Below are 23,608 nucleotides of genomic sequence, written 5' to 3'. Positions count from 1 at the left end.
TCTTAAATCATCCTCACAAACTCCTCAAAGAAAAACCGGGTATCGGTCGGTCCACCTGCCGCTTCGGGATGGAACTGCACCGAATAGAAAGGTTTTGTCTTGTGGCGGATTCCTTCGTTGGTACCGTCATTCATATTCACAAACCAGGGTTGCCAATCGGTGCCCAACAGCGATTCGTCCACCGCATAACCATGATTTTGAGAAGTGATAAAGCATCGGCTACTTCCTACCTGCCGTACCGGCTGATTATGGCTGCGGTGCCCGTACTTCAGTTTGTAGGTATTGGCTCCGGCGGCTTTTGAAAGGAGCTGGTTCCCCATGCAAATGCCAAAGATGGGCTTTTCTTTCTTCATCGCCTCCCGGATATGGTGGACGGTGATTCCGCAATGGTCGGGATTTCCCGGTCCGTTGGAAATCATCACCCCATCGTAATCGATCCCGGTGAAATCATAATCCCATGGCACGCGGATAAGGCGGACTCCCTGTCGGAGCAATTCCCGCATAATATTCAACTTCGCGCCGCAATCCACCAGCACCACCTTCTTCTCACCCTGCCCGTACTCCACCACTTCACCACAGCTGACTTTGGCGACCAAGTTTTCAGTCTCAGGATCATAAAAATCCACTTCGTTATCGTCCTCATAGACTATCTTTCCCAGCATGGATCCTTTCTCCCGGAGCACTTTGGTGAGCATCCGGGTATCAATCCCGGTGATACCGGGCACACCCTCTTCCTTGAGCCAGTCGCCCAGACTTTTCACCGCATTCCAATGGGAATACTCCTCGGAGTAATCCTGTAGGATCAAACCCCAGGCGTGGATACGTCCAGATTCAAAAAAATCGGAAATTCCGTCTGTTTCGCTGTAAGCAGGAACTCCGTAATTTCCGATAATGGGATATGTGGGTGTTAAAATCTGTCCTTCGTAGGAGGGGTCTGTCAGGCTTTCGGGATAACCGACCATTGCCGTATTGAAAACTACCTCTCCCGATGTTGCCTTTTCGGCTCCAAAAGATTGTCCATGAAAAACCATCCCGTTTTCAAGGATCAACCGCACCGGTTTATATTTGTGCATAGTGCGCTACATTATTTTGTAAAGTTGATAATTGTATGATATTAGGATACAAAGTTAGAAAAAATCCGGAAATAATGCAATAAATTTAGGATTTATGATTTAAGAATTTAGAAATGGGATTTTAAATTTGAAAAACAATAAAATGTAGAAGCGAAGGAGAAATATTGGTAATTAGATAGAACGGGTAAAAGCAAAAAAGGTTGGAAGCGGGGCTTATCCCCTTCTTCCAACCTTATCCTATATCTATCTGAAGGATTTTACAATTTGCGCGCGCCGTCGCTGATTACCACGTCATAGACTTTGGGTTCGTGGCCGTATTTGGCTTTGAACTGCGTTTTGGCATCATTGATAAACGAATCGTACAACTCATCTTTCACCAGGTTGATGGTACAACCGCCAAAACCACCTCCCATTACACGTGAACCGGTCACGCCATGGTCACGGGCCACATCGTTCAGGAAGTCGAGCTCTTCGCAACTTACTTCGTAGAGTTTGCTCATGCCATGGTGCGTTTCAAACATCTTTTGTCCCACGGTTTCATAATCACCTGCTTCCAACGCGTCGCACACGTCGAGTACCCGTTGGGTTTCCTCGATCACATACTCGGCACGTATATAATCCTCTTCCGAGATCTCACCTTTCACTTCGTTGAGCATCTCCATGGAAGCGTCACGCAGGAATTCCACTTCGGGGTGACGTTTGGCGATAGTCCTGGCGGCATGTTCACACGATTCACGCCGTTTGTTATATGCCGATGATGCCAGTTCATGCTTCACCACCGTGTCAAGCAGCACCAGCTTATATCCCTTGGGATCGAACGGGAAGTAGGCATATTCCATCGACTTGGTGTCGAGGCGGATCAGATTGCCCTTCTTTCCAAAGATGGAAGCAAACTGGTCCATGATGCCACATTTCACACCCACATAATTATGTTCGGTGGATTGCCCGATACGCGCCAGTTCGAATTTGTCGATGCCAAGGTTCAGCATATCGTTCAACGCAAAAGCATAGGTACTTTCTAATGCAGCCGAAGAAGACATGCCGGCACCGAGGGGCACATCTCCCGAAAATGCAGTATCAAAACCTTTCACCGTACCACCTCTTTTAATGATTTCACGGCATACCCCAAAAATATACTTTGCCCAACCCTCCTTGGGCAAGTCTTCTTCGTTTAATCCGAATTCAACACTATCACCAAGGTCGATCGCATAAGCTCTCACCTTGTCGGTTCCATTGAATCGGATGGCGGCAATCATCCCTTTATCGATCGCACCGGGGAATACAAAGCTTCCGTTATAATCGGTATGCTCACCAATCAGGTTGATACGCCCCGGGGATGCATATACCTCCGGAGTTTCATTACCGAATTTCTCTAAAAATATTTTAATTACTTGTTCTTTCGTCATTATTTATATTTTTTGTTACTCTATTAGAGTTTATATAGAATAAGATTTTAGATATCTGATTACCAATTATCTTATTTCTTAATCAATATAATGTCTATTAATTAACCGGAATATCTTTGTTTACATTCTTCGAACCCACGAGGGCATAATAAAGCAAGTAAGCCAATCCTGCAACAATTACCCAATAGCTTGTGAGATATCCCAATCCACCATTTGTCATGTCAACAATCCCGTTTTGTAATAACGGCAATATACCTCCACCGCAAACGAGTACCATAAAATAACCGGAAGCTTTTTCAGTATATTTTCCAAGTCCCTCTACGGCTAAGTTGAATATACCTCCCCACATGATTGAAGTACATAATCCACAAAGCACTAATAGCGCAGCACTAAGGGGAACATTTGCCAAGCCGAAAAGTCCCTCTGCATTATTCTTGAATACGGGGAGATTTACAAAACTGTCTGTAGGAGTAAACATGGCTGCCAATACCAATACTATTCCTATCAATGAGGCTACTGACAACATTGATTTGGCGGAGACTTTACTGCCAATACCGGCACCAATAAGACGTCCGAACAGCATCATCAACCAATAGGTCGCCGCTACTGACCCGGCAATAGCTTCAGCTCCGCCCATTGCCCCGAGGTTCAACACATCCAGGTCGGCGTTCTGTAACCATTTCTGCAATACATTCGGAATGCCCACTTCAACTCCCACATATACGAAAATACCGACAGCTCCCAATACAAAATGGCGAAAAGAGAGAGGACTGTACTGGGATTTTTCGGCGACAACCGTCTGTTCTTTTTGCTTTTCTGGGATCTTTGCCATCGAGATAATGATAAATGCAAAGAAGAAAATGGCTAAAGCAGCGAACATCAACGGAAATACATTGCTGATTTCGGCATTCTTGATACCTTGGGGAATAAGAATACCTGTCAGTATGATCACTGTCGTTCCCATCAAAGAATTGAATGATCCTCCCAATTGGATCAACTGGTTCCCTTTGTTACCACCACCTCCCAGAGAGTTCAACATGGGATTCACTACTGTGTTAAGCAGTGTCATTGATAAACCGGCTACGAACGCCCCTAACAGATAGACTCCAAATGCAGTGCTGCTTGAAATGGTTCCGGAGATAGTTTGAATGCCTACTCCCACAAAACCGATTACAATGGCAGCAAGTGCCGTTTTTTTATAGCCATACTTTTGAAGCATATTACCGGCAGGAATACCCATTACCGCATAAGCGATAAAATTACAGAGTACGCCTAATGTACCCATCCAGTTAGGAACATTAAATTGATACTTCAGGATATCACCCATTGGTGACGCCAAATTTGTAACAAAAGAGATCATTCCGAAGAGAAAGATCATCGCGATAATTGCTACAACATTTTTTTGTTGTTTTTGCTCCGTCATAAAATTAATTGTTAGTTTATTAATTGTTAATTGTCTAATAAATCATCATTTTACTCTCCGATTGAAAAACGGTACGTTGTGTTGGATTCAAAAGTCTCGTCCGCATGCAGAACCACCGAAGGGTACTGCGGCTTATTGATGCTATCGGGGTAATGTTGTGTTTCAAAGCATACAGCCGACCTGGCCGGATACCGTTTCCCCAATTTCCCGGTAAAGTTGCCGGTCATCCAGTTGCCCGTATATAATTGCATGCCGGGTTGATTGGTATGGATCTCCATTTTAATGCCCGTCTTGGGCGAGGTACAATAACCGGCGCATCCATATTCATCCGGCGTTTTCTTATTCAGGATAAATGTATGGTCATATCCTTTCCCGAAATGCAGTTGTTCGAAATCATCCTCTATCCGCTCTCCGATGGTGTGGGGTTCGGTAAAATCGAACGGAGTACCCTTCACCGGTTCCGGCGCCCCATAAGGAATGGCCGTATCATCGGTAGGAAGATAACTGTCCGCATTCACCACAAGCCAATGGTCGTTGACCGATGAATCCCCTTGGCCGGAAAGGTTGAAATAGGAATGATTGGTGAGATTCAGGATGGTGGTCTTGTCGGTTGTCGCCTTGTAATGAATATCCAAAGCATCATCATCGGTCAAAGTATAAGTAACTGTAACGGATAGACTACCGGGGAACCCTTCCTCTCCATCCGGGGAGAGATAAAATAATTCAATACTTTGGTCGGTCTGTTTTTTCACTTCCCATACCACAGCATTAAACCCCTTTATTCCTCCGTGGAGTGAGTTCGGACCGTTATTAACTACCAATTGGTATTCTTTTCCTTCGAGAATGAAGTGCCCCTTGGCGATCCTGTTGGCTGTCCTGCCGCATATAGCGCCAAAGTAAGCTTCTTCCGAAGTCAGATATTCATCTATTGAATTATGCCCCAAAACAACGTCAACTAAATTTCCGTTTTTATCGGGCACCATTAACGATACTATTTTTGCACCATAGTTGGTAACAGTGAGTTCACACCCTTTACTATTTGTCAGAGTGTATAACCCGGTTTGCCTGCCATCTACTGTTTTTTGAAAAGCGTCGACAAGCAAACCGGATTTGCTATACATTTCGTTCATGTAATTTTCTGGGTTTAAAAATAAGATATTGATGAAGATTGATTCTTTCTTAAAATCGCCGTAAAATTACCACGGATTTTTGATCTAACCTCATTTTTTTTTGTGTTATATAACATAAAACTATTTAATTAACATTTCGATCCGCGCCAATTTCTATTCTCTTTTTTGTCACCAAAATCTTATCTATCTTGTTTCCATCCACATCAACTATCTCAAAATGAAGATTTTCATAATCGAACCGATCTCCCACTGCCGGAATCTTATTAATACATTCAAACACAAAACCGGCGACAGTGGAATAATCAATTTTATCAAAATCCACAATAAAATCTTCGTCTATTTGTGACAATATCTCAATAGGTGCCTCCCCGCTTACCAAGGCAGAATGATCGTCGCGCATAAATATAAGGGGATCCGACCACTCATCGTCGGTCTCCTCGGGAATCGCACCTACCAGGTTCTCGAAAATATCATGAATGGTGATGATACCATCGAGACTCCCATACTCATCCACTACCACAGCTACAAATTTATGGTTATTCCTGAAATTCTCCAATACTTTTTGTGCCAGCAAATTATTGGGGACAATAATAGGTTCCATGATCAGTTCTTCTATGGAGAACTGATCCTTTTTATTCAACCGTAGCAGGAAATCCCTCATTGAAATAGTACCTATAAAATCATCTATCTTCTTCTTGCAGGCCAATATTTTACTATGTTTGGTCTGTAGCAGATCTTCAATGATCTCTTCCCGGCTCTTGCTGATATCCACCCACTCCACATCAGTACGGTGTGTCATCAGATGGATGGCCCGTTTATCGGAAAAATAAAAAACCTGTTCATGGATGATATTTTCTTCGGCGTCAATTACCCCTTCATGCGAAGCGGTCCTGAGCATTGCCCTCAATTCCATTTCCGACACCACCTCTTCTTTCGGCGTCAAACCTATTAGACGGTTGACGAAATCAGTGGATACCGACAGGAGCTTCACAAACGGATAGAAAATAATGCTCACCACGTGAATGGTAGGAGCCACGGCCATTGCCATCTTCTCGGGATTGTTCAACGCAATGGTTTTAGGTACCAATTCACCTATCACGATGGAAACATAAGTAATAAGGAATACCACTATCACCATGGCGATACCTTCGGCAAAAGGTGCTATGGCAGGGAATTGTTGGAAGAAAGGTGCTAAGTAGGCAGTAAATGCCTGTCCCCCGTAAGCACCGTTGACAATACCAATCAACGTGATCCCCACCTGTACCGACGAGAGGAAATCCCCCGGATCGGAGCGTAGTTTCAATGCCCATTTGGCTCCCGACTTACCCTTCTTCTGTTCTGCCTCGAGTTTGTTTTTTTTCGTAGATACGATGGCGATCTCCGACAAGGCAAAGAAACCGTTCAAAAGGATCAGTACAAGAATGATGACGATATCTATCCACATAAATCACTTACCACAATGGTGAAGGATAAGTTCCCTCGTCAGCAAGTTTCTTCAACCGGGCCACTACTCCCGACCGGTCTTCGGCATAAGTCACGCCAAACCATCCGGAAGGGGTGTCGAGTACTTTCACTGAAGCTTTACCGTTAACAATCAGATGATTGACCAGTAACGGTATAAAATATTCGGCTTTGAGGTTCTCCGCATTCTCTTTCAGGAACTGTACAAAATAATCATCGGAATATTTGAAATAGTCGGGTGTAAAGCCCCACATATTCATCGATACAGGTGTATTATCATCAATAGCTACCCATTGGTCGTTTTCATCCTTATAACTCACTTTTCCGTCTACCCGCATAACCTGGGTACGTTCTACCACGCCGGTGAGGTTGCGGTCCCGGTCGGTCTCGCAAATACCACGTGCCACGGTACCGCTTTCAGAGAGGGTATTTCCTACACGGTAGCCTACCATGCAGTATTTATTTTCACTCTTTCCCAATGATGAAAGATAGTCTGACAGCACCTTGTAGCTCTCACGACCATAAAAATCGTCGGCATTGATCACCGCAAACGGCTCATTGATCACCTCTTTTCCCGTCATCACAGCATGGTTGGTACCCCACGGCTTCACCCGATCGGGATGAGGTGTAAAACCTTCCGGTAGCGTATCGAGTTCCTGGAAAACCAGTTCTACCGGTATTTTTTTCTCATATTTACTGACAATCTTCTCTCTGAAATCGTTTTCAAATGATTTGCGGATCACGAAGACCAGCTTCCCAAAGCCGGCATTCACCGCATCATAAATAGAATAATCCATAATGGTTTCACCATTCGGGCCTAATCCATCCAATTGTTTCAGTCCTCCGTAACGGCTTCCCATTCCTGCTGCCAATACAAATAAAGTCGGTTTCATTTAAATTGATTTGATAATTTAATGATTTATTGATTTGTAGATTTATATTCATAAAATCGGGATTGTGCACCGATGTGCAAATGTAAGGTTTTTATCTTAAAATTCATCTATCGCTTTATCGATAAAATCAAATTCCCGGCGCGTTAATTCAAAATCTATTGCCTTGGCGTTCTGTACGGACTGTGCAGCGTTGCGTGCACCGGCCAGCGCAATGGTAATGCCCGGTCTTTCCACCGTCCATCTCAGTACCAATTGCGAAAGAGTAGCACCTTTTTCATCGGCAATAGGTTTAATTTTCTGCAATAATTTATTGGTACGTTCAATAAATCCGGGTTGAAAATGTGGATGGTTAGCACGGTGATCGCCCGGTTGGAACTGATAACCGGAAGTTATTTTACCGGTAAGCAATCCCCTTTCCAACGGACTGTAAGCCAGTATAGACTTGTGATGCCCAATACAATAAGGAATTGTTTCTTCTTCTATACCCCGGTTAACCATACTATAAGGTATTTGGTTGGAGACCAGTTTCAAGGTCTGTTCCGCTTCCGTCATCTGCGCTGCATTGTAGTTACATACCCCGGCATAGCGGACCTTTCCTTGCTCTATAAGTTTTCCTACTGCCTCAAAAGTCTCATGAATAGGGGTAGTGCTCTCCGGCCAATGGATCTGGTAGAGGTCGATATAATCCGTACCGAGGCGTCGCAGACTGTCCTCGCATTCTTTGATCACACTTTCTTTTCCGGCATATTTATAGATATCAATATCATTGCCACTGTTATCCTTGCTCGGAAAAGCAAAATCACCTTTCGCCAGATTCCACCGCATACCGAATTTGGTAAGTATCTGTACCTTATCGCGAGGCTTTCCTTTTATAGCTTCGCCTACAATTTCTTCACTCGTACCCTGTCCGTATACAGGAGCAGTGTCTATAGAGGTAACTCCCAGGTCATAAGCCGCTCTGATAGCTTCTACAGCGTCATTTCTTTCCGTTTTACCCCACATCCATCCTCCGGCAGCCCATGCCCCGAACGTAATGATTGAGACCGACAAGTCTGTTTCTCCCAATTTCCTGTATTGCATATCCTGAATATTTATTTTGATTAATAAACTTCGAATATCGCAAAAGTAGGCGAATAAACAGGTATTGCAGTCGTGAATTGATGTTAAAGAAGAATAATGGATATTTCATTACTCTCCTTTTTCTATCTTTTGATTCTAATCTCGTGAATTTTTCTCAGGCCTTCCATGTTTTCCAGAGATTGTCGTCGGGCGGCGGAGCAGAGACCAGAATCTTTTCTTTGGAAACGGGATGGATAAACGAGATAGTCCGTGCATGCAGGCTGATGCTTCCGTCGGGGTTCGATCGGGGTGCACCGTATTTGAGATCGCCTTTGATCGGGCATCCAATCTTGGACAACTGAACCCGGATTTGATGGTGACGCCCGGTCTCCAGATCTACTTCCAGTAGGGAATAATTCTGGGAGGTGCCAATAAGCCGGTAATGCAATACTGCCTTTTTGGTATGTGGTTTTTCAATGGTATAAGCAGTAGATTTATTGGTCTTTTCGTTTTTGACCAGATAATGGGTCAATCGGTCCTCCTCTTTCGGGGGACGATCCTTCACAATGGCCCAATAGGTTTTCTGCACTTCCCCATTGCGGAACATATCGTTGAGCCGCGACAACGCTTTGCTGGTTTTTGCAAACACCACTACTCCACTCGTAGGACGGTCGAGCCGGTGCGTTACACCACAAAAAACGTTGCCGGGCTTATTGTATTTCTCTTTGAGATACTCCTTCACCATTTCAGACAACGGTTGGTCGCCCGTCTTATCGCCCTGCACGATCTCACCGGCTGCCTTGTTGACAATGATGATGTGGTTATCTTCGTAAAGAACCGTCATTTAATCAGGTATTCATGCCACCGCATACGTTGATTACCTGCCCGCTCACATACGAAGAGAGGTCCGATGCAAGGAATAATGCCGTATTCGCAACATCTTCCGGTGTGCCTCCCCGTCGCAATGGGATTTGTTTTGCCCATTCGTTGCGCACCTCTTCCGAGAGTTGTCCGGTCATTTCGGTGATGATAAATCCCGGGGCAATGGCATTGACACGGATACCGCGTGATCCCAATTCTTTGGCCATAGATTTTGCCAGACCGATCATTCCAGCTTTCGATGCGGAGTAGTTTGCCTGACCGGCATTTCCGGATACACCTACCACCGAACTCATATTCACAATACTACCTGATTTCTGGCGCATCATCACGGGAGTTACCGCATGTATGAAGTTGAAAGCCGACTTCAGGTTGACGTTGATCACTGCATCCCACTGCTGTTCGCTCATCCGCATCATCAAACCGTCTTTGGTGATACCGGCGTTATTAATCAGGATATCTATACGCCCGAAATCCTGCATAACCTGTTCAACCACCTTGTGCGTTTCCTCGAAATTGGACGCGTTGGACGCGTAACCTTTACACTTTACGCCCATTGAAGCGATTTCATGTTCGGTAGCTGTCCCCACTTCATCAATTATCAAGTCTGTAAAGGCGATATTCGCACCTTCAGAGGCAAATTTTAACGCAATCGCTTTCCCAATACCACGGGCAGCTCCAGTTACTAATGCTGTCTTTCCTTCTAATAACTTCATGTTATTTTAATTATGAATTATAAATTATAAATTTCTAATTTCCACTTTCCGACTACCTAATCATTAAATCAACACTACCTGTCCCGATTTATCGGGATCATGAAATCAACATTTCCATTTCTCTTATACAATCCTTTAAAAAGAAGTCCGGCGATAATATCCCTATCCTCTTTCTTATTGTAATCGAGTTGCATCGTACCGCGGATCGTCGGTACTTCGAGGCCTTTGAAAGCATAGTGCAATAATTCCGCAGTCTGCTTTACATTTTTTATCTCGAAAATTCCATTGTCACATCCATCCTGTATAATTTCTTCGAGATAATGGATCTCTTTTTTATCGAATTCTTTACGTACATTCTCCACTTGCCATATATCCCTGAAAAAATCAGCCCGTAACGTACCGTTCCGCGAGACTACCTCTTTAACTGCTCTGAGACGGTTAAAAGCCAGTAATATAAGCTTTTCATCAGCAGGAATATCGCGTTTAATCACTTCCTCAAGCCGACTGTATAATTCATTTAGTTCCGACTCAATGACCGCCTTATAAATATCATATTTACTGCTGAAATAGGTATAGAGAGTACGCCGACCACGTTGTGACGCTTCGGCAATATCGTTCATCGTAGTATTATCAACGCCCTTTCTTGCAAAAAGACGTTGTGCCACATCGATCAAATTTTTCCTTGTCTTGGAGATTGCTGAAGTCATACTTTGCACATTTCATATAAGTCTGTGCAAAAATAGCATAAGATTCTAAATTTCGAAAGTAAATGATCTAAAAAATCATAAATCGGCGATTTCTCCGGTTATTCCTTTTTTTTCAATAACCGCGCAGCTTCACAAACCTCCTCATACCATTCTTCACCAAATTTTCGAATCAGTGGCTCTCTCAGGAAGCGGTAAATGGGCACTCCCTCTTTTTTCCCTAATTTAACCGCCGGCCTGCAAACAGACCAACGATGATAATTCACAGCCGTGAAATCATTGTATTCTGTCAGCCTGACAGGATAAAGATGACAGGATACCGGTTTTGGAACGGATATCCTTCCTTCACGATAAGCTGTATCGATGACACATTTACAAATACCCTCCTCATCGAAAGAGGTGAATACACACTCTTTTCCGTCCACCAGGGATGTAACCAATTCCCCATCGTAATCGGTATAGGCAATTCCCTGAACACTGATTACCTGCTGCGCCTTTTGAGAGAGGTCATTCCATATTTCAGGAAGGATTCCTTCTATCAGCGCAGATTCCTCTTTCGTCAGGGGCGCTCCCGATTCTCCTTCCACACAGCATTGCCCCTTACATTTACAGAGGTCGCAAATAAATTGCTCTTCGAATATATCGTCCGACAAAAGCGTATGTTGAATTTGTATCATATAAGTTTAAAAGTTAGAAGTTGAATGTTGGATGTTCCGCTTCTTAGCGTAGCCCCAAAATAACAGGACTGTGCACAAGGCACTCAGACAGGCGGCAAGTGCAAACCGACCGTCGATCGGCATCTCTTCCATCTGTTGCATCCATTCAGAACCACCAAAAAAATAATGTAGCACTACCACCAACGCATTATTGATAAAATGAAAGATGATAGGTGCCCAAAGGTTTTGGGTATAAAGGAACAGGTACCCCAGCAGTGCACCCAGAAGAAGCCGGGGAAGAAATCCATAGAATTGAAAATGCACCAGACTGAATACCAATGCCGTGATCCACACCGCTCCATGTCCGTTCGAAAATTTCTCCTGTATAAATTGTTGTAAAGCCCCACGGAAAAACATCTCCTCCGATACCGCAGCCAATCCGCCCACAATAACGAGGTTGAGCAGAAGCCTGCCGATAGTTTTACCGGATAACAATAAATCAGTAGTCTCGAGAGCAGCATCTTCCATAGAGCGGAACAGCTGTTCCACTTGTCGCATCGATGAGGGAAGTTCCATACCTTTATTCCATTGGGCCAGGAATGAAGCCAGGAAGTAGGAAAAGATAAATGCCAATATGGCCAGCAATACTTCCTCTCCCATCTTGCCGTTGGGCCTCAACTTGAGATAATCTACCGGATATTCCTGCGTCAATGCCACTATAAAATATGCCGGCAAGGCAGTAGCCAATACCGATTGCATCACCGACCCCACGTAGATGGGCACCACATCTCCTCCACTGCTTACCGCGGGTATTAACAGAATAAGATTCGTCAGGGTACCGGCCATTACTATACCGATCAGTAGAAATAAAAAAAGCCAGGCTATTTTATTGCCCGGAGTGAACGATGAAAAAAGAGGTCTCATTTATCGGTGTCATTAAAAGTGCAAAGGTAACACAATAATCCGGTAACAGAATTGTAAAGGGTTGTGTAAAATATTTTTTGCAATTTGAAAGAATAACACTAATTTTGCAATCTTATTTTTTTAAATGTTACAATCAGTTGAATTTTACGGACTTTCAACAAAAAACAATCATTTTCATATATTATAATGAAGTCAACACTGAACAAAACGAACGATGTAAATGGAACCATCGTCATTGAACTGGAAAAAGCAGATTATCAGGAAAAGGTAGATAAGTCACTCAACCAATACCGTCAAAGGGCCAATATTCCCGGTTTCCGCCAGGGAAAAGTACCCAAGAGCCTGATCCAAAAAATGTACGGCAAAGCTGTATTGGTGGATGAGATCAACAAGATGGTCTCCGACGAGATAGGAAATTTTATTCGCGACAACAAACTCAAAGTGCTTGGTGAACCTATGCCGGCTGATAACCTCGACGAAGAAATTGACCTGGAAAAAGATGAGGCGTTAAAATTTTCTTTCGACGTGGCACTTACCCCTGAGTTTGACCTGAAGTTCGACAAAGGTGTGGAACTGACCTATTATAATGTACAACTCGAACCCGACTTGCTTGACCAACAGGTAAATGCCTATAAGCAAAACTACGGCACATACGTCTCGGTAGAAGAAGAGGCCAAAGATACCGACCTCATCAAAGGCACGCTTACGGAGATGGAGGGTGGCAAGGAGAAAGAAGGCGGGCAGGTGATTGAAAACGCTATTTTGATGCCTTCCTATATAAAGGATGAAGCGACAAAAACCAACTTTATCGGGGTAAAAATGGGCGACAACGTGGTATTCAACCCCAGAAAAGCATACGATAATAATGAAGCTGAAATTGCGTCCCTGCTACAAACCACCAAAGAAGACGTTGCAAAGATAGAGGCAGATTTCCGGTTCGACATTCAAGAGGTAACCCGTTATAAAGAAGCGGAAATGGACCAGGAACTGTTCGACCGCATACTGGGCGAAGGGGTGGCTTCTTCGGAAAAGGAGTTCAGGACAAAAGTAGAGGAAGAACTGGTAAAACAATATAAACCGGATGCCGACCACCTCTTCATTCATGAAGCACGTGACCTGATCGTGAAGATGATGGATGATGTAACGTTCCCCGAGGAACTGTTGAAACGCTGGCTGCTCGAAGCAGATAAGAACCGCACTGCAGAAGAGATTGAAGACGATTTCCCTAAAATACTGGAGGACCTGAAATTTCAGGTGGCAAGACAGAAAATCGTGGAAGATAACGATATCAAGGTTGAATTCGCTGATATAGAAGCGCTGGCGGTACAAGTGGCAAAAGCCCAATTTGCGCAATACGGAATGACCAACCTTCCGGCCGATGTATTGCAAAACTATACGAAAAGTCTTCTCGAAAAAGAGGAGACTGTCCGCAGCCTGTTTGACAGGGCTACCGAAGACAAGATCATAGACTGGCTAAAGGAAAATGTAAACATCCTCGAAAAAGAAATCTCTTCGAAAGATTTTAGTGAATTAATGACCGGACATACGCACCAGCATGGCGAACATGCTGATACGGATAGTAATGACGAACATACCGGAGGAGAGGCAGAAGAAACGGCTGACACTAAGGAAGAGGCGGCAGAAAACAAAAAACCGGCAAGAAAAAGAAAGGCTTCGGATAAAAAATAATCGTTGGAGGATCGATCTATAGATTGTTTATCAATAATTTATTTTGTAATCCGATAATTCGTTATACATTTGTTCTGTAATTTAAATGCCGGCAAATGCTTCAAGGTGCAATTTTGGCACCTTGTTTGCAGTGTATTGATTCGGTAATGAATTATGAACAAATAAAAATAATATTATGCATAACGATTTTAGAAAATATGCGGTGAAACATCTGGGCATGAATGGTGCCAGATTGGACAGTTACATGAACATCACCAGCCAGGGTGGTTATATCTCCCCCACCATCATCGAGGAACGTCAGCTCAACGTGGCACAAATGGATGTTTTCTCCCGTTTGATGATGGACCGTATCATCTTCCTCGGCACTGCCGTTGATGATTATACGGCCAATGTGATCCAAGCCCAATTACTTTATCTCGATTCTTCCGATCCGGGAAAAGATATCTCTATCTACATCAACTCACCGGGTGGGTCTGTCTATGCAGGATTGGGTATCTACGACACCATGCAGTTCATATCGAGTGATGTATCCACTATCTGTACAGGTATTGCCGCATCCATGGCTGCCGTTTTGCTGGTAGCAGGTACCGATAAGAAACGATTCGCCCTGAACCACTCGCGTGTGATGATCCACCAACCGTTGGGAGGCGTGCAGGGACAAGCATCGGATATCGAAATCACCGCCCGTGAAATTGCAAAGATCAAACAGGAACTCTATGCCATCATATCCACTCATTCGGGTAAACCGGTGGAAGATGTAGCGAGAGACTCCGACCGTGATTTTTGGATGACAGCAATCGAAGCCAAGGAATACGGTATGGTGGATGAAGTCCTGTCTAAAAAGAAATAAATAATGGCAAAAAAGGCGAATAGCAGCAATCACTGCAGTTTTTGTGGTAGAAGTGAGCAGGAAGTGAATCTGCTTATTTCGGGTATGACCGGTTTTATTTGCGATATGTGTGCCGAGCAGGCACATGAAATTGTAAATGACTCATTCAAAGGCAATGAGAAATCAGATATCGGACTCACCCTTTCCTCACTACCCAAACCTACCCATATCAAGGAGTTTCTGGACCAGTATGTGATTAACCAGGATAGTGCGAAACGGTTTCTGTCGGTATCGGTTTACAACCACTACAAACGCATCTTACAGAAAACTACCAAGGATGATGTAGAGATCGAAAAATCAAATATCATCATGGTAGGGGCAACGGGGACGGGAAAGACGTTGCTGGCAAGGACGATCGCTAAATTGCTGCAGGTTCCCTTTACAATTGTGGATGCCACAGTGCTTACCGAGGCAGGATATGTGGGAGAGGATATCGAAAGTATCCTCACACGACTGTTGCAGGTAGCCGACTATAATGTGAGTGCGGCTGAACGGGGGATTGTCTTTATTGATGAGATCGACAAAATTGCCCGTAAAAGTGACAATCCCTCCATTACCCGCGATGTGAGTGGCGAGGGGGTACAACAAGGATTATTGAAGCTACTGGAAGGCTCTGTGGTAAACGTACCGCCCCAGGGGGGCCGGAAACATCCTGAACAACGAATGATTTCCGTAAACACCAAAAATATACTTTTTATTTGCGGCGGAGCATTCGACGGGATAGAGAAAAAGATTGCCCAACGCCTTAATACGCGTGTGGTGGGTTATGCCGCCAGCAACCAGACTGCGGTTATCGACCGGAGTAACCTGATGAAATATATCACTCCGCTTGATCTGAAATCATTCGGACTGATCCCTGAAATTATCGGGCGCCTTCCCGTTCTGACTTATCTCGAACCGCTCGACAGAGATGCATTATTGCGTATATTGGTAGAACCCCGGAATTCCATCATCAAGCAATACCAGAAGCTATTCGAAATGGATGGAGTGACGCTTACTTTCGCTTCTGATGCCTACGAATATATAGTCGATAAGGCCATTGAATTTAAATTAGGTGCCCGCGGACTACGCTCTATTGTGGAAGCAATCATGATAGAAGCCATGTTCACTCTTCCAACCACTGAGGAGAAAAAGAAAATGCACGTTACCCGCGAGTATGCCGCTCACCAATTGGAAAATTCTGATCTACACCATTTGAGAGTGGCTTGACAGACAAATCCATTGACGACTTTAAGAATCCTATTCCGATAAAGCCTGAAGGGAATGAATGAAAAAAACGCATGTTCAGCTTGCGTTTTTTTCATGCAAATATCTAACTGTTCATCATTGAAAATGAACAGATTCACAACACAAATGCAGATATTCATTTTGTATTACTACAATCTTTATTTGGAAATATAAAATACTTTCCTAATTTTGTGTTTGCCTTTCAGTAAAGAGGGCATGACTACAGAGTGACTTACTCAATGGAAAAACAATATTTATTATACAAGGGGCTAAAGAAATATTTCGGGTTCGATACTTTCAAAGGTAATCAGGAAGCCATCATAGAAAGTATCTTATCCGGGAAGGACACTTTTGTATTGATGCCTACAGGTGGCGGAAAATCGCTCTGTTACCAACTTCCGGCTCTGCTGATGGAGGGTACGGCAATCATCATCTCTCCCCTTATTGCATTGATGAAAAATCAGGTAGATGCCATGCGCAACTACAGTGAAGAAGATGGTATCGCTCATTTTCTGAATTCGTCCCTTAACAGACAAGAAATTGAAGAGGTGAAAAAGGATGTGCTTTCAGGAAAGACAAAGATGCTTTATGTGGCACCCGAGTCGCTTACAAAAGCCGAAAACATAGAGTTTCTCCGGAACATCCCCATCTCTTTTTATGCTGTGGACGAAGCGCATTGTATTTCAGAATGGGGGCACGATTTCCGTCCGGAATACCGGCGCATCAGGCCCATCATCAGCGAAATCAGCGTCCGCCCCATCATCACACTAACAGCCACGGCTACACCGAAGGTGCAACATGATATCCAGAAAAATCTCGGGATGAGCGATGCCGCAGTATTCAAATCATCTTTTAACCGTCCTAACCTCTATTATGAGGTCCGACACAAGAGCGATAAGATCGACAGGGATATCATCAAATATATTCTCTCCCAGGGGAGAAAATCAGGGATTATTTATTGCCTGAGCAGAAAAAAAGTAGACGATTTTGCAGAGATATTGCAAGCTAACGATATAAGGGCATTACCCTACCATGCGGGAATGGATGCCGCCACCCGTAGCTATAACCAGGATGCTTTTCTAATGGAGAAAGTAGATGTGATTGTAGCCACCATTGCCTTTGGTATGGGTATCGACAAGCCCGACGTGCGCTATGTGATTCATTATGATATACCCAAAAGCCTTGAAGGTTATTACCAGGAAACCGGGCGTGCCGGTCGTGACGGCGGGGAGGGAAAATGTATTGCATTTTACTCGGAAAAAGACCTGCAGAAATTAGAACGTTTCATGCAGGGAAAACCGGTTTCGGAACAGGAGATCGGAAAGCAACTGCTGCTGGAAACAGCGGCTTACGCAGAGACATCCGTCTGCCGGAGAAAAGTGCTGCTGCACTATTTCGGCGAAGAATATAACGAACATAATTGTGAACATTGTGACAATTGTTTAAATCCCAAGAAGAAAGTGGAAGCGAAAGAGTTACTTATTACTGTATTAGAAGCGGTTAGCGCTCTCAAAGAAAAACAAAAGGCCGATTATCTTATAGATTTCCTTATAGGGAAAGAATCATCCGATATAGAGACTTATGGGCACAACGAACTCGAAGAATTCGGATCGGGCGCCGATGAGGAAGAAAGCACCTGGGAAGTGGTGATCCGTCAGGCATTGCTCGATAACTATTTGAAAAAAGATATTGAGAACTACGGCATTCTGAAGATTACAAAAAAAGGAAAGGATTTCCTGAAGAATCCCGTATCTTTTAAAATCACCAAAGATGATGAGGATGAAGACGGCGTGACCGATCCTGAAAATGATGATTCGGATGTGATCTCTGCCGCCGGCAGCGGGGGGGCTGCCGACCCCGTGCTCTTCTCTATGATGAAAGACTTGAGGAAGAAACTATCCAAGAAATTGAATGTTCCTCCTTATGTGATTTTCCAGCCTTCATCGCTCGAAGCCATGGCAACCTCTTATCCCATCACTCTCGACGAATTACAGAACATCCCCGGTGTGGGTGCAGGAAAAGCCAAACGGTACGGAAAAGAATTTGTGGACCTGATAAAGAAACATGTGGAGGAAAATGATATTACCCGTCCCGAAGACCTCCGTGTGAAAACAGTCGCCAACAAATCGAAACTAAAAGTTTCCATCGTACAGGCTATCGACAGGAAGGTGGCGCTCGATGACCTGGCTGAATCAAAAGGAATAGACTTCAATGAAATGCTGACAGAAGTAGAAGCTATTGTATATTCAGGTACAAAAATCAATATCGATTATTTCCTCAATGAAGTGATGGATCAGGATGTACTGCAGGATATATATTCCTATTTCAAAGAGACAGAAATAGATGACTTGGAGAAGGCACAGGAAGAGTTATCGGATTACACTGAAACCGAGATACGCCTTGTACGTATCAAGTTCTTCTCGGATATGGCGAATTAAATGTGCTAATATGCCCATGTGCCAACAGATGAAAATGACGCTGGCATTTAAAAACTATTTAGGGCCGGTATCCGTTATTACATAGAAACCGGCATACAATGACAATGAACTATTTGCAACATATAAACAGCCCTGATGATCTAAAAAAACTTAGTATAGACCAGCTGGAAACAGTTTGTGCGGAACTGAGGGAATTTATCATCGAGCAATTATCCCATAATCCGGGGCATTTCGGCTCCAGCCTTGGGACAGTAGAGTTAACCGTGGCCCTGCATTACCTTTATCAGACACCCTACGACCGATTGGTCTGGGACGTAGGGCATCAGGCTTATGGACATAAAATCCTTACCGGGCGCCGCGACCGTTTTTCTACCAACCGCAAACTGGGGGGACTCTCCGGATTTACCAATCCCAAGGAGAGCGAATATGATACTTTTATCGCCGGACACGCTTCCACTTCTATCTCAGCTGCACTGGGTATGGCCGTGGCTGCCAATCTCCGGGGAGAGAGGAACAGGCATATAGTGGCTATCATCGGCGACGGGTCAATGACCGGGGGACTGGCTTATGAAGGAATCAATAACGCCTGCTCACAACCGAATAACCTGCTGATTATCCTCAATGACAACGATATGTCTATTGACAACAATGTGGGAGGAATGCAGGATTATTTGGTGAAGCTCACTACCTCAGCTAAATATAACAAGGTCCGGAATAATATATATCAGGGATTTAAAAAACGAAATCTCATTTCGGAAAATGAAAAAAATCTGGTACTACGCTTCAATAATAGCGTCAAGTCACTGATCACCAAAGAGCAAAACCTGTTTGAAGGATTCAATATCCGTTATTTCGGTCCGGTGGATGGGCATGACCTGCCGGGACTGATCCGTATACTCCGTAATATCAAAGATATGCAAGGGCCCAAGTTACTGCATATCAAAACGGTGAAAGGCAAAGGATTTAAACCGGCAGAGAAATCGGCAACCATCTGGCATTCTCCCGGCCTTTTCAATAAAGATACGGGAGAACGTATTATAAAAGACAATACCAACCAACCTCAACTTTATCAAGATGTATTTGGTCATACTCTTGTGGAGATGGCTGAAAAAAATGAAAATATCGTAGGGGTGACCCCTGCTATGCCCACCGGTTGTTCCATGACCTTCATGGCAGAACGGTTTCCTTCCAGAGCGTTTGACGTGGGTATTGCCGAAGCACATGCCGTTACTTTTTCGGCCGGCATGGCAAAAGAGGGATTGATTCCGTTTTGCAATATCTACTCATCATTCATGCAACGGGCATATGATCAGGTAATCCATGATGTAGCATTGCAAAAACTGAAAGTGGTTTTCTGTCTCGACAGAGCCGGATTAGTCGGTCCGGACGGTCCCACACACCATGGTGTATTCGATCTGGCCTATCTACGCCCCATACCCAACCTTGTAATTTCGGCACCTTACAATGAGCATGAACTGCGAAACCTGATGCATACGGCTGTATATGGCAATGACGGCCCGTTCGTCATTCGATATCCTCGCGGCCAGGGTGAAATGACCGATTGGCAGAACGAACCCCAAATCCTGCCAATCGGTAAAGGAAGAAAACTCAGGAAGGGAAAAGACATCGCGCTGCTTTCCCTCGGAGCCATCGGCAACAAGGCCGCAAAGGCTATCGACGAGGCGGAGAAATTGGGCATCAGTGTAGCTCATTACGATATGGTTTTTCTAAAACCTATTGACGAAGAGATGCTTAATAAGATAGCAGGTAAATTCAAATATATCATCACCGTGGAAAATGGTGTTCTGAAGGGTGGCCTGGGAAGTGCCGTTCTGGAATTCCTGTCGGAAAACAATTATACCGAAACCTACGTACACCGCGTAGGTATTCCCGATGAATTCGTCACTCACGGATCCATCAGTGAACTTCAGCAAATCACCGGAATCGATGCGGCCGGTATTCTGGAACAAATCATCCATCTGTACAACGATATGACAAGGAATTCAATGCTATCGCAAAATATGATAAACCCTGTCATACAGATCCATAACCGGTAAGATAGAGAATTATTAACTGTAAAGGATGTAATGAAGATTTTAATAGCAGGTGCGGGTGAAGTCGGAACCCATCTGGCAAAACTTCTGGGACAGGAAAATCACGACATAACACTCATCGATGGCGATAAAGACCGGCTTGCCATCATCCGTGACAACAGCGATATACTTACCTATATTGGCAACTGCACGTCAATCAAGGACCTTACCGAAGCAGGAGCGGCCCATGCCGACCTTTATATAGGCGTAACCCCGGAAGAATCCGGGAATATCACTTCCTGCATGCTCGCATCCAATTTAGGTGCAAAGAGAACACTTGCGCGGATAGATAATTATGAATACTTGCTTCCCAAGAACAAAGAATTCTTCGAAAAACTGGGTATCTACTCCATGATTTATCCGGAACTGATTGCGGCGCGGGAGATCGCCATGTCGCTCAAAACGCCATGGGCCCGTTTCTGGTGGGAATTATGCAATGGCACAGTAATCCTTGCCGCCGCCAAAGTAAGAAAGAATGCGCCTATCGTAAGCACATACCTATATGATTTGGCGCTGACAGATAAACGGTTCCATATGGTAGCCATCAAACGCAATTCAACCACCCTCATACCCAAGGGGAGCGACCAGATATTACCCGACGACATCCTCTATTTTACAACCCTGAGAAAGTATATCGATTCTTTGCCGGAACTGTTCGGAAAAAAATCATTCGAAGCCAGGAAAGTTATGTTCATGGGAGGTGGTCGCATCACGATGCGTACCATCCAGCAACTACCGCAAAACATTAGCATAAAGGTTATTGAGCGGGATAAGGAACGTGCCCAGGCGCTGGTGGAAGTGGCACCTTCCAACGTTACCGTTTTTTGGGAAGACGCCCGTAATACAGAATTTCTTCTCCGGGAAAGCATAGCTGATACTGATGCTTTTCTCGCTCTTACCGGCAATTCCGAGGCCAATATCCTGGGATGTATAATGGCTAAACAGTATGGTGTAAAAAGGACAGTCGCAGAAGTAGAGAATATCGATTATATTGCTATGGCGGAACGGTTTGATATCGGTACAGTGATCAATAAAAAGCTGATTGCCGCCAGCAAGATATACGAATTATTATTGAGAGCCGATGCATCCAATATAAAAAGTCTTACCATTGCCGACGCCAATGTGGGAGAAGTTATTGCTAAACCCAATTCCAAAGTGACAAAAAAACTGATCAAAAACCTCAACCTCCCTTCCGATATTACTTTCGGTGCGCTCATCAGGAACGGGGAACCGATGTTGATAGATGGAGATACCCTGATAGAGCCATATGACCAGGTTGTTGTTTTCTTCCTCAATAAATCACTGAAAGTGATCGAGAAACTCTTTAACTAATATGAAAACTCTAGCGCCAGTTTCCAGTATCCGGAAATAAGAACACATGAAGAAATTTAATTATCAATTCATTCTGAGCACTCTTGGGTTGCTCCTGATTATTGAAGCGGTCTTCATGCTCTTTTCCGCCCTGGTAGGTGAGTATTACAATGAAACAGCTGTAAGGAGTATCTATCTCTCGGCTGTGATTTGTTTTTCCTCAGGAGCACTCACCTCCCTCATGGTAAGAAAACGCAGGCGTACTGTAGGGAATGTCACCAAACGGGAAGTATTTCTCACTGTTACCCTGTCGTGGCTGACGATGGCATTGTTTGGCACGCTCCCTTACTTGTTCAGCGGAGCCATACCCTCTTTTACAAACGCTTTTTTTGAGAGTATGTGTGGTTTTACCACTACCGGCAGTTCCACATTGGTCAATATCGAAGCATTCCCCAAGTCACTCCATTTCTGGCGCAGCTTCACTCAATGGATTGGAGGGATCGGGATTATTATCTTCGTCCTCTCTTTTATGCCTATCTTCGGTGGAATCTCGAGCCAGTTCTATGAAGCTGAGGCCACCGGTATCGCCGAAGACCAATTCCGTCCCCGCATCAGTGAAATCACCAAACAAATGTCATTGACATATCTCGGTCTTACCATTCTTGGATTTTTCTTTCTCTGGGCCGGTCCTATGGATGCGTTCGATGCCGCATGTCACACCCTCACTGCCATCTCTACCGGCGGATTCTCCACAAAGCAAGCCAGTATCGCCTTTTTCAACTCACCCTATACAGAATACCTGATTACCCTTCTTATGTTTCTGGGTGGCACAAACTTCCTTCTTATTTCAACGCTTGTCACACGGTTCAATCCATCCCTTTTTAAGGATGAAGAATTTCGGTGGTATTCTTTGATTATCATTCTTTTTACCGTGGGAATTACAATGGCTCTTTTGATTACCGGGCAGATGAGTGACATAGAACAGACCTTCCGGACAGTACTTTTCCAGGTAGTTGCGGCAGTCACCACTACCGGATTTGCCACGGTCGATTTCCAGTTATGGGGTTCCGCCTACTGGCTCCTTTTTCTGGTGATGATTCTTTTTTGCGGAAGTGAAGGCTCTACATCGGGCGGTATGAAGATATCACGCCTGATCGCACTTTCCAAAAATGCATTGCTTGTCTTCAAGCGTCAGGTACATCCCAACGCCCTCTATGTGGTAAAGATAAACCGGAAAGTGATTACCGGAGAAACACTTTCGCGGCTGTTCGCCTTTGTCTTCCTTTATGTATCCATTGCGGTAATCAGTGCCGTTATTTTGGGTCTTACGGGGATGAACTTCGAAGAGTCGGTCGGCGTTTCACTTTCATCCATCAGCAATTACGGATTTGGATTAGGGTCTTATGGTCCCAGCGGCACATTTGAATCGGCCACACCTTTCATTAAATATTACCTCAGTTTCCTTATGCTGGTAGGACGTCTTGAGATATTTACCGTGCTCTCGCTGTTTATCCCCAGCTTTTGGAAAAGATAATCCGTTCTTACATCATTTTATCACTGCATTACTCTACCAGTATATCATTAACTCTTTTTCGTCCACATCTTATAACCAACCCGTTTTCGATTCACAAACGGGT

The 23,608-nt window shown here is 44.2% G+C and carries 19 protein-coding genes; 7 read left to right on the top strand and 12 right to left on the bottom strand.

All coding sequences use genetic code 11. The annotated features are described in order from the left end of the window. Window positions 1–2: 2 nt before the first annotated feature. From carA to B4G81_RS13650, 12 genes are all read right to left on the bottom strand, one after another. A complete protein-coding gene (gene carA / locus B4G81_RS13705) occupies window positions 3–1,073 on the bottom strand; it encodes a glutamine-hydrolyzing carbamoyl-phosphate synthase small subunit (protein ID WP_294083446.1) in 1,071 nt (356 codons plus the stop codon). Window positions 1,074–1,330: 257 nt separating this feature from the next. Next, window positions 1,331–2,479, bottom strand: coding sequence for a galactokinase (galK, locus tag B4G81_RS13700; protein WP_294083442.1), 1,149 nt, complete (start codon window positions 2,477–2,479; stop codon window positions 1,331–1,333). A 97-nt stretch (window positions 2,480–2,576) separates the two neighbouring features. Further along, a complete protein-coding gene (locus B4G81_RS13695) occupies window positions 2,577–3,902 on the bottom strand; it encodes an MFS transporter (protein ID WP_294083440.1) in 1,326 nt (441 codons plus the stop codon). A 50-nt stretch (window positions 3,903–3,952) separates the two neighbouring features. Continuing rightward, window positions 3,953–5,032, bottom strand: coding sequence for an aldose epimerase family protein (locus tag B4G81_RS13690; protein WP_294083438.1), 1,080 nt, complete (start codon window positions 5,030–5,032; stop codon window positions 3,953–3,955). Window positions 5,033–5,156: 124 nt separating this feature from the next. Then, complete coding sequence (locus B4G81_RS13685; protein WP_294083437.1) at window positions 5,157–6,476, bottom strand: hemolysin family protein; 1,320 nt, start codon at window positions 6,474–6,476, stop codon at window positions 5,157–5,159. A gap of 7 nt (window positions 6,477–6,483) precedes the next feature. Continuing rightward, the gene (locus tag B4G81_RS13680) at window positions 6,484–7,386 is read right to left on the bottom strand and encodes a nucleotidyltransferase (RefSeq protein ID WP_294083435.1); all 903 of its coding nucleotides are present in this window, start codon (window positions 7,384–7,386) and stop codon (window positions 6,484–6,486) included. A gap of 96 nt (window positions 7,387–7,482) precedes the next feature. Then, complete coding sequence (locus B4G81_RS13675) at window positions 7,483–8,466, bottom strand: aldo/keto reductase (RefSeq protein ID WP_294083433.1); 984 nt, start codon at window positions 8,464–8,466, stop codon at window positions 7,483–7,485. A gap of 154 nt (window positions 8,467–8,620) precedes the next feature. Then, window positions 8,621–9,289 (bottom strand): RluA family pseudouridine synthase, encoded by a 669-nt coding sequence (locus B4G81_RS13670; RefSeq protein ID WP_294083431.1) that lies wholly within the window; start codon window positions 9,287–9,289, stop codon window positions 8,621–8,623. Window positions 9,290–9,293: 4 nt separating this feature from the next. Continuing rightward, window positions 9,294–10,040 carry a 3-oxoacyl-[acyl-carrier-protein] reductase gene (fabG, locus tag B4G81_RS13665; protein WP_294083429.1) on the bottom strand — a complete coding sequence of 249 codons (747 nt, stop codon included), beginning with the start codon at window positions 10,038–10,040 and terminating at the stop codon, window positions 9,294–9,296. Between the two features lie 74 nt (window positions 10,041–10,114). After that, a complete protein-coding gene (locus B4G81_RS13660) occupies window positions 10,115–10,747 on the bottom strand; it encodes a TetR/AcrR family transcriptional regulator (protein WP_294083428.1) in 633 nt (210 codons plus the stop codon). Between the two features lie 98 nt (window positions 10,748–10,845). Further along, window positions 10,846–11,421, bottom strand: coding sequence for a DUF3109 family protein (locus B4G81_RS13655; RefSeq protein ID WP_294083426.1), 576 nt, complete (start codon window positions 11,419–11,421; stop codon window positions 10,846–10,848). Window positions 11,422–11,427: 6 nt separating this feature from the next. Beyond that, complete coding sequence (locus B4G81_RS13650) at window positions 11,428–12,324, bottom strand: CPBP family intramembrane glutamic endopeptidase (RefSeq protein WP_294083424.1); 897 nt, start codon at window positions 12,322–12,324, stop codon at window positions 11,428–11,430. Window positions 12,325–12,510: 186 nt separating this feature from the next. Here B4G81_RS13650 and tig point away from each other — a divergent pair, with 186 nt between their 5' ends. The 7 genes from tig (at window position 12,511) to B4G81_RS13615 (ending at window position 23,505) form a co-directional block, all read left to right on the top strand. Further along, on the top strand, window positions 12,511–14,013 hold the full coding sequence (gene tig / locus B4G81_RS13645; protein ID WP_294083422.1) for a trigger factor: 1,503 nt from the start codon (window positions 12,511–12,513) through the stop codon (window positions 14,011–14,013). 175 nt (window positions 14,014–14,188) lie between these two features. Further along, window positions 14,189–14,863, top strand: a complete 675-nt coding sequence (gene clpP / locus B4G81_RS13640; protein ID WP_294083420.1) for an ATP-dependent Clp endopeptidase proteolytic subunit ClpP — start codon at window positions 14,189–14,191, stop codon at window positions 14,861–14,863. A gap of 3 nt (window positions 14,864–14,866) precedes the next feature. After that, the gene (clpX, locus tag B4G81_RS13635) at window positions 14,867–16,111 is read left to right on the top strand and encodes an ATP-dependent Clp protease ATP-binding subunit ClpX (RefSeq protein ID WP_294083418.1); all 1,245 of its coding nucleotides are present in this window, start codon (window positions 14,867–14,869) and stop codon (window positions 16,109–16,111) included. Between the two features lie 257 nt (window positions 16,112–16,368). Next, complete coding sequence (recQ, locus tag B4G81_RS13630) at window positions 16,369–18,567, top strand: DNA helicase RecQ (protein WP_294083415.1); 2,199 nt, start codon at window positions 16,369–16,371, stop codon at window positions 18,565–18,567. A 98-nt stretch (window positions 18,568–18,665) separates the two neighbouring features. Next, the gene (dxs, locus tag B4G81_RS13625) at window positions 18,666–20,624 is read left to right on the top strand and encodes a 1-deoxy-D-xylulose-5-phosphate synthase (RefSeq protein WP_294083413.1); all 1,959 of its coding nucleotides are present in this window, start codon (window positions 18,666–18,668) and stop codon (window positions 20,622–20,624) included. A 30-nt stretch (window positions 20,625–20,654) separates the two neighbouring features. Continuing rightward, window positions 20,655–21,992, top strand: coding sequence for a Trk system potassium transporter TrkA (gene trkA, locus B4G81_RS13620; RefSeq protein WP_294083411.1), 1,338 nt, complete (start codon window positions 20,655–20,657; stop codon window positions 21,990–21,992). Window positions 21,993–22,038: 46 nt separating this feature from the next. After that, on the top strand, window positions 22,039–23,505 hold the full coding sequence (locus tag B4G81_RS13615; protein ID WP_294083409.1) for a TrkH family potassium uptake protein: 1,467 nt from the start codon (window positions 22,039–22,041) through the stop codon (window positions 23,503–23,505). Window positions 23,506–23,608: the final 103 nt, after the last annotated feature.

Origin of the sequence: Proteiniphilum sp. UBA5384, assembly GCF_002410825.1 — a bacterium.
In the GTDB taxonomy this organism is placed as follows: Bacteria; Bacteroidota; Bacteroidia; order Bacteroidales; family Dysgonomonadaceae; genus Proteiniphilum.
This window is presented reverse-complemented; position numbering and strand designations above follow the sequence as displayed.

Excerpts from the sequence above, each read along its gene's own strand:
- B4G81_RS13615 (WP_294083409.1), top strand. The coding sequence starts at position 22,039 with ATGAAGAAATTTAATTATCAATTCATTCTGAGCACTCTTGGGTTGCTC.
- carA (WP_294083446.1), bottom strand. The coding sequence starts at position 1,073 with ATGCACAAATATAAACCGGTGCGGTTGATCCTTGAAAACGGGATGGTT.
- B4G81_RS13650 (WP_294083424.1), bottom strand. The coding sequence starts at position 12,324 with ATGAGACCTCTTTTTTCATCGTTCACTCCGGGCAATAAAATAGCCTGG.
- B4G81_RS13655 (WP_294083426.1), bottom strand. The coding sequence starts at position 11,421 with ATGATACAAATTCAACATACGCTTTTGTCGGACGATATATTCGAAGAG.
- B4G81_RS13670 (WP_294083431.1), bottom strand. The coding sequence starts at position 9,289 with ATGACGGTTCTTTACGAAGATAACCACATCATCATTGTCAACAAGGCA.
- tig (WP_294083422.1), top strand. The coding sequence starts at position 12,511 with ATGAAGTCAACACTGAACAAAACGAACGATGTAAATGGAACCATCGTC.
- dxs (WP_294083413.1), top strand. The coding sequence starts at position 18,666 with ATGACAATGAACTATTTGCAACATATAAACAGCCCTGATGATCTAAAA.
- B4G81_RS13660 (WP_294083428.1), bottom strand. The coding sequence starts at position 10,747 with ATGACTTCAGCAATCTCCAAGACAAGGAAAAATTTGATCGATGTGGCA.
- fabG (WP_294083429.1), bottom strand. The coding sequence starts at position 10,040 with ATGAAGTTATTAGAAGGAAAGACAGCATTAGTAACTGGAGCTGCCCGT.
- recQ (WP_294083415.1), top strand. The coding sequence starts at position 16,369 with ATGGAAAAACAATATTTATTATACAAGGGGCTAAAGAAATATTTCGGG.
- trkA (WP_294083411.1), top strand. The coding sequence starts at position 20,655 with ATGAAGATTTTAATAGCAGGTGCGGGTGAAGTCGGAACCCATCTGGCA.
- B4G81_RS13690 (WP_294083438.1), bottom strand. The coding sequence starts at position 5,032 with ATGAACGAAATGTATAGCAAATCCGGTTTGCTTGTCGACGCTTTTCAA.
- B4G81_RS13675 (WP_294083433.1), bottom strand. The coding sequence starts at position 8,466 with ATGCAATACAGGAAATTGGGAGAAACAGACTTGTCGGTCTCAATCATT.
- B4G81_RS13695 (WP_294083440.1), bottom strand. The coding sequence starts at position 3,902 with ATGACGGAGCAAAAACAACAAAAAAATGTTGTAGCAATTATCGCGATG.
- clpP (WP_294083420.1), top strand. The coding sequence starts at position 14,189 with ATGCATAACGATTTTAGAAAATATGCGGTGAAACATCTGGGCATGAAT.
- clpX (WP_294083418.1), top strand. The coding sequence starts at position 14,867 with ATGGCAAAAAAGGCGAATAGCAGCAATCACTGCAGTTTTTGTGGTAGA.
- galK (WP_294083442.1), bottom strand. The coding sequence starts at position 2,479 with ATGACGAAAGAACAAGTAATTAAAATATTTTTAGAGAAATTCGGTAAT.
- B4G81_RS13680 (WP_294083435.1), bottom strand. The coding sequence starts at position 7,386 with ATGAAACCGACTTTATTTGTATTGGCAGCAGGAATGGGAAGCCGTTAC.
- B4G81_RS13685 (WP_294083437.1), bottom strand. The coding sequence starts at position 6,476 with ATGTGGATAGATATCGTCATCATTCTTGTACTGATCCTTTTGAACGGT.